The sequence below is a fragment of the Rhodanobacter aciditrophus genome, from assembly GCF_050026795.1.
GTDB lineage: Bacteria > Pseudomonadota > Gammaproteobacteria > Xanthomonadales > Rhodanobacteraceae > Rhodanobacter_A.
This window is the reverse complement of record NZ_JALBWP010000010.1, coordinates 28,009-40,562: the sequence shown is the minus strand read 5'-3', so window position 1 is coordinate 40,562 and position 12,554 is coordinate 28,009. Positions and strand designations below refer to the sequence as shown.

The window sequence follows — 12,554 nt, the reverse complement described above, 5'->3', positions numbered from 1 at the left end:
CCTGGCTCCGTCGGGCCGGGCATGCACGCCCGATTCGCCTGCGCTTCGCCCGTGATCACGCGCGTCCCGCGCCGGCCATGCCCGCGTCATGCGGCCGCGGTACTTCTGCCAGAGTCGCCGCCGACGCGCGGCGTCGCATACTCTCCCCCTCGCCGCCGACGAGTGAACCGCCATGACCGAGAAGCTGCCGCCTGCCGCACCCACCGCCACCGACGACGCACCCGCCGATCCGGCCCGCCGCAAGCTGCTGGGCGGGATCGCCCTCGCCGGCGCCGCATTGGCGGTGGGCGGCTGCCAGACGCCGGCGAACCGCGCCGGCGCCCGCACGGCCGGCGCCGGCAGCGCACTGGACGCCGCGCTGCGCGAACACATCCGCCACGTGGTGGTGATCTACGCGGAGAACCGCAGCTTCAACAACCTGTTCGCGGGGTTCCCCGGCCTGGCACAGCCGCTGTCCGCGCTCGAGCCCGGGCAGTACCGCCAGCGCGACCGCGACGGCCGCCTGCTCGATACCCTGCCGCCGATCTGGCATGGCCTGGTGCCGCACAGGCAGGTGCTGGACGGCCGCGAGTACCAGATCGCCGAGGACGCGATCCGCGGCCTCGCCAACGCGCCGTTCGCGCTGCGCACGCCGCAGGGCGAGCCGCTGCCGCATGCGCTGGTGACCCGTGACCTGATCCACAGCTTCTACACCAACCAACTGCAGATCAACGGCGGCCGCAACGACGGCTTCGTGGCCTGGGGCGACAGCGGCGCGCTGGTGATGGGTCATTACGGCGACGGCGCGGACAAGCTCGCGCTGTGGCGACTGGCGCAGCAGCACACGCTGTGCGACAACTTCTTCATGGGCGCCTTCGGCGGCTCCTTCCTCAACCATCAGTACCTCATCGCCGCGCAGCCGCCGTACTTCCCGCACGCCGACCAGACGCCTGCACGGTTCCAGATCACCGAGCTCGAAGGCGACGATCCCACCGGCATCCGCCCGAAGCTGGCCGACGACTCCCCGGCCAGCGCGATGCAGGGCCGGCCGAAGTTCGCTTCGCGCATGGCGCTCACGCCCGACTTCTGGGCGGTGAACACGATGGGCCCGCCGTACGCGCCGGCCTTCACCAAGGATCCGAAGCACCCGTTGCTGGCCGATCCGGCCGACCCCAGCACGCTGCCGCCGCAGGATCACGCCACCATCGGCGACCGGCTCCGCGCGAAGGGCATCGACTGGGCGTGGTACGCCGGCGGCTGGCAACTGGCGCTGGACGGCCAGGGCGTGCGCGGTACGCGCGACCACTTCCCCTACGCGCCGAACTTCCAGATCCACCACCAGCCGTTCAACTACTTCCGGGCATACGCACCCGGCAGCGCCGGGCGCGCACGGCACCTGCGCGACGGCGGCACCGGCAACGGCCCGGCCAGCAACCGCTTCCTTGCCGACATCGAACGCGGCACGCTGCCCCCGGTGGCGTTCTACAAGCCCGAGGGCGACCTCAACATGCACGCGGGCTATTCCGACGTGGCCGCCGGCGATGCGCACATCGCGCACATCGTCGAGGCATTGCGGAACAGCCCGCTGTGGCCGCATGTGCTGGTGGTGATCACCGTGGACGAGAACGGCGGCTGGTGGGACCACATGGCGCCGCCGAAGGGCGACCGCTGGGGGCCGGGCACGCGCATTCCCGCACTGGTGGTCTCGCCGCACGCGAAGCGCGGCCACGTCGACCACACCGTCTACGACACCGGCTCGATCCAGCGCTTCATCAACCGCCGCTTCGGGCTGGAACCGCTGCCCGGCATCGCCATGCGCGACCAAGCGATGCGCGCCGCGGGCGGCCCGGCGCCGGGCGACCTCACCGCGGCACTGCAATTCGCCTGACGCCGGTTCCGCACCGAATCCCACATCCACGACACGGATCCCGAACATGCGCGAGCTGTACCCCGAGATCGAACCCTTCCGCACCCGCCGCCTTGCGGTGGATGCGCGGCACACGCTGCACGTGGAGGAATGCGGCACGCCCGACGCGCTGCCGGTGCTGTTCCTGCATGGCGGTCCCGGCGCGGGCATCGCGCCGTACCATCGCCGCTTCTTCGATCCGGCGCGCTGGCACGTGGTGCTGTTCGACCAGCGCGGCGCGGGACAGTCCACGCCGTTCGCCGACCTCGTCGACAACACCACCGCGCATCTCGTCGCCGACATCGAGGCGTTGCGCGAGGAACTCGGCATCGAGCGCTGGGTGGTGTTCGGCGGCTCGTGGGGCTCCACGCTGGCGCTGGCCTACGCCGAGGCGCATCCCGAACGTGTGCTGGGGCTGGTGCTGCGCGGCATCTTCCTCGCCCGCGACGAGGAGCTGCGCTGGTTCAACGAGGCGGACGGCGGCGCGCGCTTCATCTTCCCCGAGCGCTGGGCGCGCTTCCGCGATTTCATCCCGCAAGCCGAGCGCGGCAACATGATCGAGGCGTACTGGAAGCGCCTCGACGGCGACGACGAGGCGCTGCGCCTCGCCGCCGCGCAGGCCTGGAGCGAGTACGAGGGCGGCAGCACCACGCTGCTGCACGATCCCGACGCGCCCGGCGATTTTTCCGAGCCGCGCAAGGCGGTGAGCCTCGCACGGCTGGAGGCGCACTACTTCCGCCACGGCATGTTCCTCGAACCCGACCAGCTGCTGCGCGAGGTGGCGAAGGTCCGCGGCATCCCCGCCACCATCGTGCACGGCCGCTACGACATCATCTGCCCGGTGAAGAGCGCGCTCGACCTGCACGCGGCCTGGCCCGAGGCCGCGCTGCACATCGTGCTGGCCGGCCACAGCGCCGCCGACCCCGCCATCGTCGACCAGCTGGTGCAGGCCACCGACCGGCTGGCCGACCGCTACACCTGAGCCGCACCGCGGTCAGCCGCCGGTTGCGGCCCCGCCGTCGCGCCGCGCCTGCCGCAGGGAATGGACGCGCTCGTGTTCGTCCAGCCATTGGCGGAAACCGGCGTCGTCCAGCGGACGGCAGATCAGGTAGCCCTGCAGGCCGTCGCAACCCATCTGCTCCAGGGCGGCGCGTTGCGATTCCGTCTCCACGCCCTCGGCCACCGCGACGATGCCGAGCCGATGGGCCACGTCGATGATGAAGCCGGCCAGCGGCCTGGCGGCCTCGGCCGTCAGCTCGCTGACGAAGGCGCGGTCGATCTTCAGGATGTCCAGCGGCAGGCGCTGCAGGTAGCTCAGCGCGGAGTAGCCGACGCCGAAGTCGTCCAGCGCCAGGCGGAAACCCGCGCCGGCGAGTTGCTCGAGGATCGCCAGCGCGCTGTCGAAATCGTGCAGCAGCGCGCTTTCGGTCAGCTCCAGCGTGAGCCGTGACGCATCGATGCCGGCGTCGCGCACCTGCGCATCGAGCAGCCAGGCGAGCCGCGGCTGGGCGAGCTGCCAGGCACTCACGTTGACCGCCAGGCGTCCATGGAACGGCACGCCGTCGCGGTCCCACGCGCGGATGCATGCACAGGCCGCGCCGACGACCCAGCGACCGAGTGCGTGGATCAGTCCGCTCTCCTCGGCCATCGGGATGAACTCCGCCGGCAGCAGGTTGCCCAGCTGCGGATGCCGCCAGCGCAGCAGCGCCTCCGCGCCCAGCAACTCGCCTTGCGGGCTGATCTGCGGCTGGAAGTGCAGGGCGAACTGCGCATCCATGTCGCCCTGCTCCAGCGCCGCGCGCAGGCCGCGCTCGAGCGTCAGGCGCATGCCGGCCTCCTGCTGCATGGGCGGCAGGAACAGGCGCACCGTGTTGCGCCCGGCCGCCTTGGCGCGGTACAGCGCGATGTCGGCCCGGCGCAGCAGGTCGGCCACGTCTTCCTCGCCGGCGGGGAACACCGCCACGCCGACGCTGGCTCCGACGGCGAGGACGCGATGGCCCACCGTGGTCGGCCCCGACAGGCGCGCGATCATGTTCGCGGCGACCTGCTGCGCACGCGCCTGCACCTCGGTGGACGAGCCCTGCAGCGGCCCCAGCAGCAACACGAACTCGTCGCCGCCCAGGCGCGCAAGCATCGCTTCGGGCGGCACCGCGGCGAGCAGACGGTCGGCGATCGCCTGCAACAGCTGGTCGCCCACGTGGTGGCCCAGGCCGTCGTTGATGGTCTTGAAATTGTCCAGGTCGATCAGCAGCAGCGCGGCGCAGTGGCCGCTTGCCAGTGCGTCGGCACGCAGCTCGGCGAGGCTGTTCAGCACATGGGCGCGGTTGGGCAGGCCGGTCAGGCTGTCGTGATAGGCAATGTGGCGCAGATCGGACTCGGCCTCGCGGCGCGTGTGCGCCTCGGCCTCCAGCTGCCGCCGGGCCTGCTCCAGTTGCATCGAACGCTGGCGCAGCTGCGCCGCCAGCGACAGGCTCATCAGCAGCACGAACGGCAGGAAGGCGAAAGCGTCCAGGTACGGCGAGCGCACGCCGAGCAGGTCGATCGCGATATCGCCCCACAGCAGGGCCGCGAACTGCAGCAGCAGGCAGACGCCCAGCAGCAGGGCGAGCAGCGATTCGCCACTGCGGAACTGTCGCCACGCGCGCCACAGCGCCCACAGGAACAGCGCGTAGGTCGCCAGGTGGAACAGCCAGCCCCAGACCGAGATCGCGCCGCCGACGCCGTACAGGCGCTCGCCCCAGGGCAGCACGATGCCGGATGTCGGCGCCAGCCGCGTATAGAACAGCGTGGTCGGCGTCTCCCGGTTGAGCCACAGGAACAGCAGCGCCAGCGCACCCAGCGCCAGCTTCACGCGCCAGCCCGCCGTCGTGCCGGTATAGGCGCTGACGAACGCCACGAAGGGCGGGAAGGACAGGATCGACGCCCCGATCATCCAGCGCAATGCCGTCGTCGCCCCGGCCAGGTCGCCGGCGCTGCGCAACAGCAGGTTGCCCGACGCGAGGACGGCGATGCACAGGCACAGCATCGCGTAGGACAGATAGATCGTCTCGCGCCGCCGCCACAGGCCGATCACCACGAACTGCACGCCGGAAGCCAGCGCGATGCCCGCGGTGGCGATCAGCGCGGCAGCGAAGTAGCCGAACACCGGCGGATCCACGTCAACCACCCTGCCCCCTTTTGGCGCCCCCCGGCCCCCGATGCGTTATCGGCACCCCATGGCAAAAGCTTGCGCCATTTTGCCTTCCGGAAACAGCCACCGCGGCAACTGCCGGCAGCGCGCGCCCAGGCCTTCCGCCACGGGCGGCCCGCGGCGCGGCAATGGCATACTTCGCGCTTCCGTTTCCCTGCCGGAGCCGCTGCATGCGCCTGCTTCCCGTCCTCGCCTTCGGCGCCCTCGTGCTGCCGCTGGCCGCCCGCGCCAACGACCCCAATTCCTACGCCCAACCCGACCAGGTGGCGGTGACCCACCTCGACCTGGACCTGAAGATCGACTTCCCGCACCGGCAGCTGGACGGCGTGGCCACGCTCGCGCTGGCCTGGAAGAACCCCAAGGCCCCGACGCTGGTGCTCGACACGCGCGGCCTGAAGATCGCCACGGTGGCCGCGGTGGACGCGAACGGCGGGACACAGGCGCTGAAGTACGCGCTGGCCCCAGCCGACCAGGAGCTGGGCAGCAAGCTCACCATCGAGGCCCCGGGGCACCCGGCGCAGGTGCGCATCACCTACGCCACCTCGCCCGACGCCAGCGGCCTGCAGTGGCTGCCGCCCGCACAGACCGCGGACAAGAAGGCGCCGTTCATGTTCTCGCAGTCCGAATCCGTGCATGCCCGCTCGTGGGTGCCGCTGCAGGATTCGCCGGCGATCCGCTTCACCTACGATGCCCACGTCAGCGCGCCGAAGGACATCCGCGTGGTGATGAGCGCGCTGAACGACGCCAGGCATCCGCTGGACGGCGATTTCCGCTTCGACCAGCCGCACCCGATCCCCTCCTACCTGCTCGCGATCGCCGCGGGCGACATCGCGGTGAAGGAGACCGGACCACGCTCGGCGGTGTACGCCGAGCCATCGGTGGTGGACGGCGCCGCGCGCGAGTTCGCCGACACCGAGAAGATGATCGAGACCGCCGAGTCGCTGTACGGCCCCTACCGCTGGGGCCGCTACGACCTGCTGGTGCTGCCGCCCTCGTTCCCCTACGGCGGCATGGAAAACCCCGACATGACCTTCGCCACGCCGACGATCATCGTGGGCGACAAGAGCCTGGTCAGCGTGATCTCGCACGAGCTGGCGCACTCCTGGTCGGGCAACCTGGTGACCAGTGCCGCATGGCGCGACATCTGGCTCAACGAGGGTTTCACCACCTACGTGCAGGGCCGCCTCACCGAGGCGCTGTACGGCAAGCGCCAGGCCGACGAGGAGACGCTGCTGTCCGCGCGCGCGCTGCAGAAGGACATCGGCCGCCTGCCGGCGAACGCACAGAAGCTGGCGCCCGACCCCAGGGGCCTGGGCGGCGACGATGCGTTGTCCGACGTGGCCTACAGCAAGGGCTCGTGGTTCCTGCGCACGCTGGAACAGAAGTTCGGCCGCAAGAATTTCGATGCGTACCTCAAGGGCTATTTCGACCACTTCGCCTGGCACAGCATCACCACCGAGCAGATGCTGGCGTACCTCAAGCCGAACCTGATCGACAAGTACCCCGGCAAGATGAGCTGGGACGAGGTGCGGCAGTGGGTCTACGGCACCGGCATCCCCAAGGATGCGCCGCTGCCCGACTCGCCGCGCTTCGACGCGATTGACCGGGAGCGCGCGGCCTTCCTCGCCGGCAGCCTGCCCGCCGCGAAGCTGGACGCCAGGGGCTGGAACACCCAGGAATGGATGTACTTCCTCGACCGCCTGCCGGACGTGCCGACGCTCGGGCAGGTGCAGGCCATCGATGCCGCCTGGCACCTCACCGGCACGCACAATGCCGAGATCGGCATGCGCTGGTACGTGCACGCCATCGCCGCCGGCGACCGTGCCGCGTGGCCGGCCGCCGCCGAGCACATGACCCGCATCGGCCGGCTCTACCTCACGATGCCGGTGTACGCCGCGTTCGCCAGGACGCCGGACGGCCTCGCCTACGCCAGGCGGGTCTACGCCAGGGCGAAGGACGGCTACCACCCGCTGACGCAGCAGGCCATCGAACGGCTGTTCGCCAAGGCGGTGGCGAAACAGGCCGCCGCCAGGTAAACCGATGCCGCCCTTCCCCCCGCGTACGGGGGAGGGGCCCAGATTCCCGAGGATGCAGCCGATGTCCGACACCAACGCTTCCACCCGTCCGCTCTGGCAGCGCATGCTGGTCCGCCGGCTGAAATTCCTCGCCGTCGTGGTGGCGGTGCTGGCAGTGCTGCTGGGCGGCAGCTACCTGTTCGCACCGCAGTGGCTGTATAGCGCCAACATCGCGCGCGAGGCGATGGCCGCGCATCTGGAGAAGAGATCCGTGCAGGCCGGCGACACGCGCTGGTCGTACTACGAGGGCGGCCAGGGCCCCACCATCGTGCTGCTGCACGGCTTTGCCGACAGCAAGGAGGTGTGGCTGGAGGTAGCCCGGCAACTCACGCCGCACTTCCACCTGATCATTCCCGACCTGCCGGGCTGGGGCGAGTCCTCGCGCGACATGAACGCGAGCTACAACATCGACAGCCAGGCGGCGCGCCTGCAGACCTTCGTGCAGGCGCTGGGGCTCGGCCGCTTCCTGCTGGCGGGCCACTCGATGGGTGGTGCGATCGCCGGCGTCTATGCCGCCGAACACCCCAGGCACGTGGGCGAGCTGGCGCTGCTCGACGCGTTCGGGCTGAAGTTCAAGCAGAACGCCTTCGTGCGCGAATCGCTGGCCGGCAAGGACCCGTTCGCATTCTCCAGCCGTGCCGGCTTCTGGCGCGCCACCAGCCTGGTGTCCGACACCCGGCCCGACATTCCCGGCCGCTTCGTCGACGTGCTGGTAGCACGCAACGTGGAAGACCACCCCTTCATCGCCAAGGTGTTCAACGAGCTGCGCGAGCCTTCGCAATACCTCTCGGTGCAGAACCGGCTCGGCCAGCTCACCATGCCGGTGCTCGGCCTGTGGTGCAAGGACGACAAGGTGATCGACCTCTCCGCGCTGGACAGCCTGCGCAACGGCCTGACGCACGCCAGCGCGATCAGCACCAGCACGCTCAGCGGCTGCGGCCACATGCCGGAGCTGGAAAAGCCCGGGGAAACCGCGCAGATCCTCACGGCGTTCGCGTTGTCGCACTGAAGCCGCTACTGCGGGTCGCGCGCCTGTTGCCGCAGGAACACCCGCATCGCCGTGTCCTCGCACAGGCCGATCGCCCGCTCGCGGGCGACGTCGGCTTCGACATGGCGTTGCAAGCGCGCGAGCAGATGCGCTGCCAGTGCCCAGTAAGGCTGGTAGTCGCGCACGGCGTCGACGGGAATCGCCTGCAGCAACGACCAGCCTTGTGTCGCATCACGCGCCTCGGCCACGGCGGCGGCTCGACCCACCAGGGCGCCGATGGTGGGTGCGAGGGATGCCAGTCCCCCGTACAGCAGCATCAAGGCATCCCAGTCGGTGGTGCCGGTGGTGGCGCGACGTGCATGCACGGACTGGATCGCCGCCTCCAGCTGGAAGCGCCCCAGCCGCCCTGCCTGCTGCGCGGCCTGCAGCAGGCGATCTGCCTCTCCGATCATCGGCCGCGACCACTGCGCGGTGTCCTGCTGCGACAGTGGCACGTAGGCACCGTCTTCGCCGCGGCGAGCGGCGCGGCGCGATTCGCAATACAGCATCAGCGCCAGCAGGCCGCGCACCTCCGGCTCGGTCGGCAACAGCTGCAGCAGCGTGCGGCCCAGCGCGAGCGCTTCCACGGCCAGGCCCTTGCGCCGCGGGTCGGCGCCGGCCACGTCGTCCCAGCCGCTGCCGTAGGCGGCGTAGATCGCCTCCAGCACGGCGCCGAGCCGTGCCGGCAGCTCGCCGGCCGACGGCACCTCGAATGCAATGGCGGCATCGCGGATCTTCGCCTTGGCGCGGCTCAGCCGCTGGCCCATGGTGGCCGGTTTCACCAGGAAGGCCGAGGCGATGCGCGCGGCATCCAGCCCCAGCACGGTCTGCAGCATCAGTGGCGTGTGCACGTCGCCGGCGATCGCCGGATGCGCACAGGCGAATAGCAGCTTGAGGCGCTCGTCGGGAAACACGGCATCGGGCATGGCTTGCTCGACCGCCGCGTCCGCCGCGGCCAGCAAGGCTGGCAGCGCGTCGCGGCGTACCTGGGCGCGCCGTGCGGCATCGATCAGCCGACGCCGCGCGGCGGTGAGCAGCCAGGCTTCCGGCTGCGCGGGTACGCCATTGCGCGGCCAGTGTTCCAGCGCAACATGGAAGGCATCGGCCAGCGCGTCCTCGGCCGCCGCAACGTCGCGTGTGCGTGAGGCGAGGAAGGCAAGCAGACGGCCATAGGAGGCACGCGCCGCCTGCTCGACTGCACGATGCGCGCCGTCATCGCTCATGCAGCCGCCGTCATTGCATGCCGTCGGCACCGCGCCGCGCTCATGCCTGCGCGGCACGCACCGCCGGCTGCATCTCTTCCGGCCGGCACAGGTTGCCGCGCAATTCGACCGTACGCCCTGGCAGCACCGGACAGCGCCGCGCCCAGGCCAGGGCGGCGGCGCGGTCGGGCACGTCGATCAGGAAGAAGCCGGCAAGCTGTTCCTTGGTGTCGGCGTAGGGGCCGTCCTGCGCCTGCCAGCCACTTCCCGCGGCGGACAACACGGTCGCCGTGGCCGGCTCTTCCAGCCCGGCGCCGCTGACGAATACGCCGGCTTCCTTCAGGGCTTCCAGGTAGGCGCCGATCGGCGCGTACAGTGCGGCCTGCCGGGCCGGGTCGCGGCGCATGGCGATGACCTGGGCCTGCTCGTGGATCAAGATCGTGCATTGCATGGCGGATCTCCGGAAAGGTTGGCGGACGCGGCGTGCGTCCATGGCATGGACGTGCGTGCGACCACGGTTTCGACAGGCTCTCAACCCATCGGCTTCAGGTTGGGTCGCACCTCGCAGATCCGCCCTGGCGAACGCGGCACCCGTGCGGCCCAGACCAGGGCGGCATCCAGGTCGGGTACGTCGATGATGAAGAAGCCGCCGAGCTGCTCCTTGGTATCGGCGAACGGTCCGTCCTGTACATGATGCTGTTCGCCGCGGAAACGTAGCGTGGTGGCGGTGTCGGGCAGCTCCAGCCCCGCTCCGCCCGCGAACACGCCTGCCGCCCGTAGCGCCTCGGCATAGGGTGGCCACGCCGACCAGTAGGCTTCGCGCCGGTCCGGGTCGGGATCGTTGCGCGCAGCAAAGTCAGCGGCGGTTTCGTAGATCAGGATGGTGTAGGTCATCGCATGGCTCCCGGTGTTGGCGCCACGGCAGCGTGGCGCCTGTTGCCAAGACGCGCCAGCGGCAGCGGTTTCGACCTGCGCCCGATCCTAGCCGGGCGACGACTCCGGCAGCACGGCCTGCATCGGGTGGATCTCGAAACGGAAACCGCACGCGGCGCGGATCACCGGGTCGGCGTCGGTCAGCGCACCCGGATCCGCATCGTCCGGCAGTTGCAGCACCAGCAGGCCCCACGCGCCTTGCGAATCGGCCACCGGCCCGAACACCACCACCTTGCCTTCGCGCATGCGGTCGCGCCAGTAGGCGGCATGGGCCTTCATCAGCACGAGTTCGGCCGGCGTGACATCGGTCTGAAAGCTGGCGCGCGGCGGCAGCAGACGGCAGCAGTAGCAACGCATGCGATGCACCTCCCAATCGACTTGCGATGAAAGGATTGCCGGCGGCGGGACGGCGCCCCACCGCCTCCGCACATTCAGTGCTTCTGATGCGCGGGAATGAACTGCCTGTCCACCGCCTCGGCCATCTGGTCCGGCGGCAGCAGCCCCTGCGCCAGCAGGAAGTCGTTGAACTGCTGCAGGTCGAAGCGGTCACCCAGCGCGATTTCGGCATGCGCGCGCAGGTCGAGGATGCGCGAGTAGCCATAGAAGTAGGCGGTCGCCTGGCCTGGCGAGCGGAACATGAAACGGTCCAGCTCCTCGCGGGCGAACGCCTCGGACAAGCCGACATCGTTGACCAGGATGTCGTGCGCGCGCTGGCGCGTGATCAGCCCGAGGTTGAGCATCGGATCGAGGAAGGCACGCGCCGCACGCAGCAGGCGCAGCTGCAGCGCAATCAGCTGGCCACCCGGCGGTTCGTACGGCACCATCATCCACTCCGCGTACAACGCCCAGCCTTCCACGTTGACGCTGTTGAACGCGAACAGCGAGCGCGCCAGCGAAACGCCATGCTCGACCATCGCGGCGAACTGCAGGTCATGGCCGGGGCGCCCCTCGTGGGCGGTCAGCGTCCACGCACAGGCCTTGCAGGTGAAATCGTCGTAGGCCTCGTTGCCGCCCTTGCCGCTGGGCGGGTTTCCCAGCGGCAGCACGAAGCTGCCGCGCTCGCCGTGGTTGCCGATCAGCGGCGGCGGGTCCATGTGCGGCGCGGGCTCGGCCGCGCTCTCCGCTTCGGAGGCCAGCCGGATAATCATCGGCCGAGCCGGCAACGTCACCAGGTGGTGCGTGCGCACGATGCCTTCGATCCTGTCCAGCACTCCGTGGTAGTACGGCATGATCGAGCCGCGGTCGAGCTGCTGCTTCTTGAGATCCTTGATGACTTCGCGATAGCCGGTGGCCTTGAATCCTTCTGCCCTGGCCACCACCGGCGCCAGCAGCTGCATCTGCGCCTGCGTCTCCATGTATTCCAGCTCCGCCGCCCTGATGAGCTGCTGCGGCGGAATGTCGATGCCCACCTGCTTGAGGTCATCGGCATACACCGGCGCCGGCAGGCGAGCGTCGCTGCGCGCATGCGGCAGTACGGTGGCCTTGACCCAGGCGTCGTAGTCGCCGAGCTGCTGCTGCAGCGCCTCGAGCGCGGGGCCGGCACCCGTGATCCGGTACTTCGCGAACAGCTGGCGCACGCCGTCGACGTAGCGCCTGGTATTGGCGAGGTTCTGCTGCACCTCGATCCTGTAAGGGCCGAGCAGCTGCCGGTCGCCGAGCTTCGCCTCGAACAGCGCCTCCGCCTCCTTCGTCACCGGCGCACAGCCCGGCGCCATGCCGACGTAGCACTTCAGGCGCGCCAGCGCCTGCGGACGGCGGCTGGCGGCCACCTGGTCCTGCAACAGGGCGAACTCGCCCTGGAAGACGGTCTGGCCGACGTCGGTGTACGGCAGCAGGTACCGGTCGCTGAGCTTGCTGCTCTCGATGTCGCGGCCGGCCGCGTCGATCATGATCTCGAGGTCGCTGCGCACGTCCGCATCGGTCTCCGCGGCGAGCTCCTTGCGCAGCGTGTCGCGCGCCTGCCCCAGCGCCGCGCGCGAACGCTCGCCCACGTCCGGCTTGAGATCGACCACCCTGGCGTCGTAGCCCGGCAGGCCGAAGCTCGAGGCAGCCTCCGGGTTGAACTCGGCCAGCACCCTCAGCAGCACCTGCGCATCGGCGTTGCTTTTCTGCACCCAGGCCGGCACGGGTTTCGTGGCCGGCCTGGCCGGGTCGGCGGCTGGCGCGGCATGGGCGCCGGCGGCCAGCGTCATAAGCAACACGACGGCTACGGATCGCTTCGACATGGTGCTCCCCCGACAGC

Annotated in this window: 10 protein-coding genes; 4 read left to right on the top strand and 6 right to left on the bottom strand. The window is 70.2% G+C overall.

Features of this window, described 5'->3' with window-relative positions:
- Positions 1–172: 172 nt before the first annotated feature.
- Entirely contained in the window at positions 173–1,867 is a 1,695-nt protein-coding gene (acpA, locus tag ACQGNW_RS05160) for an acid phosphatase (RefSeq protein ID WP_426662059.1), read from the top strand.
- Between the two features lie 46 nt (positions 1,868–1,913).
- Positions 1,914–2,867 (top strand): prolyl aminopeptidase, encoded by a 954-nt coding sequence (pip, locus tag ACQGNW_RS05155; protein ID WP_426662058.1) that lies wholly within the window; start codon positions 1,914–1,916, stop codon positions 2,865–2,867.
- 12 nt (positions 2,868–2,879) lie between these two features.
- Here the strand turns inward: pip and ACQGNW_RS05150 are convergent, their stop codons facing one another.
- Entirely contained in the window at positions 2,880–5,042 is a 2,163-nt protein-coding gene (locus tag ACQGNW_RS05150) for a putative bifunctional diguanylate cyclase/phosphodiesterase (RefSeq protein WP_426662057.1), read from the bottom strand.
- A 203-nt stretch (positions 5,043–5,245) separates the two neighbouring features.
- On the opposite strand from ACQGNW_RS05150, the gene ACQGNW_RS05145 reads away from it, so the two are divergent.
- Together ACQGNW_RS05145 and ACQGNW_RS05140 are read left to right on the top strand one after the other, a co-directional pair.
- Positions 5,246–7,111, top strand: coding sequence for a M1 family metallopeptidase (locus ACQGNW_RS05145; protein WP_426662056.1), 1,866 nt, complete (start codon positions 5,246–5,248; stop codon positions 7,109–7,111).
- A gap of 61 nt (positions 7,112–7,172) precedes the next feature.
- Entirely contained in the window at positions 7,173–8,159 is a 987-nt protein-coding gene (locus tag ACQGNW_RS05140) for an alpha/beta fold hydrolase (RefSeq protein WP_426662055.1), read from the top strand.
- A gap of 5 nt (positions 8,160–8,164) precedes the next feature.
- Here ACQGNW_RS05140 and ACQGNW_RS05135 read toward each other — a convergent pair whose 3' ends face one another.
- The 5 genes from ACQGNW_RS05135 to ACQGNW_RS05115 form a co-directional block, all read right to left on the bottom strand.
- On the bottom strand, positions 8,165–9,400 hold the full coding sequence (locus ACQGNW_RS05135; RefSeq protein ID WP_426662054.1) for an RNA polymerase sigma factor: 1,236 nt from the start codon (positions 9,398–9,400) through the stop codon (positions 8,165–8,167).
- A 40-nt stretch (positions 9,401–9,440) separates the two neighbouring features.
- Positions 9,441–9,830: a YciI family protein gene (locus ACQGNW_RS05130; RefSeq protein WP_426662053.1), complete on the bottom strand. Its 390-nt coding sequence runs from the start codon at positions 9,828–9,830 to the stop codon at positions 9,441–9,443.
- Between the two features lie 80 nt (positions 9,831–9,910).
- Entirely contained in the window at positions 9,911–10,273 is a 363-nt protein-coding gene (locus tag ACQGNW_RS05125) for a YciI family protein (protein ID WP_426662052.1), read from the bottom strand.
- Positions 10,274–10,360: 87 nt separating this feature from the next.
- On the bottom strand, positions 10,361–10,669 hold the full coding sequence (locus ACQGNW_RS05120; protein ID WP_426662051.1) for a YciI family protein: 309 nt from the start codon (positions 10,667–10,669) through the stop codon (positions 10,361–10,363).
- A 74-nt stretch (positions 10,670–10,743) separates the two neighbouring features.
- Positions 10,744–12,537: a DUF885 domain-containing protein gene (locus ACQGNW_RS05115; RefSeq protein WP_426662050.1), complete on the bottom strand. Its 1,794-nt coding sequence runs from the start codon at positions 12,535–12,537 to the stop codon at positions 10,744–10,746.
- Positions 12,538–12,554: the final 17 nt, after the last annotated feature.

Excerpts from the sequence above, each read along its gene's own strand:
- acpA (WP_426662059.1), top strand. The coding sequence starts at position 173 with ATGACCGAGAAGCTGCCGCCTGCCGCACCCACCGCCACCGACGACGCA.
- pip (WP_426662058.1), top strand. The coding sequence starts at position 1,914 with ATGCGCGAGCTGTACCCCGAGATCGAACCCTTCCGCACCCGCCGCCTT.
- ACQGNW_RS05145 (WP_426662056.1), top strand. The coding sequence starts at position 5,246 with ATGCGCCTGCTTCCCGTCCTCGCCTTCGGCGCCCTCGTGCTGCCGCTG.
- ACQGNW_RS05140 (WP_426662055.1), top strand. The coding sequence starts at position 7,173 with ATGTCCGACACCAACGCTTCCACCCGTCCGCTCTGGCAGCGCATGCTG.
- ACQGNW_RS05135 (WP_426662054.1), bottom strand. The coding sequence starts at position 9,400 with ATGAGCGATGACGGCGCGCATCGTGCAGTCGAGCAGGCGGCGCGTGCC.
- ACQGNW_RS05130 (WP_426662053.1), bottom strand. The coding sequence starts at position 9,830 with ATGCAATGCACGATCTTGATCCACGAGCAGGCCCAGGTCATCGCCATG.
- ACQGNW_RS05125 (WP_426662052.1), bottom strand. The coding sequence starts at position 10,273 with ATGACCTACACCATCCTGATCTACGAAACCGCCGCTGACTTTGCTGCG.
- ACQGNW_RS05120 (WP_426662051.1), bottom strand. The coding sequence starts at position 10,669 with ATGCGTTGCTACTGCTGCCGTCTGCTGCCGCCGCGCGCCAGCTTTCAG.
- ACQGNW_RS05115 (WP_426662050.1), bottom strand. The coding sequence starts at position 12,537 with ATGTCGAAGCGATCCGTAGCCGTCGTGTTGCTTATGACGCTGGCCGCC.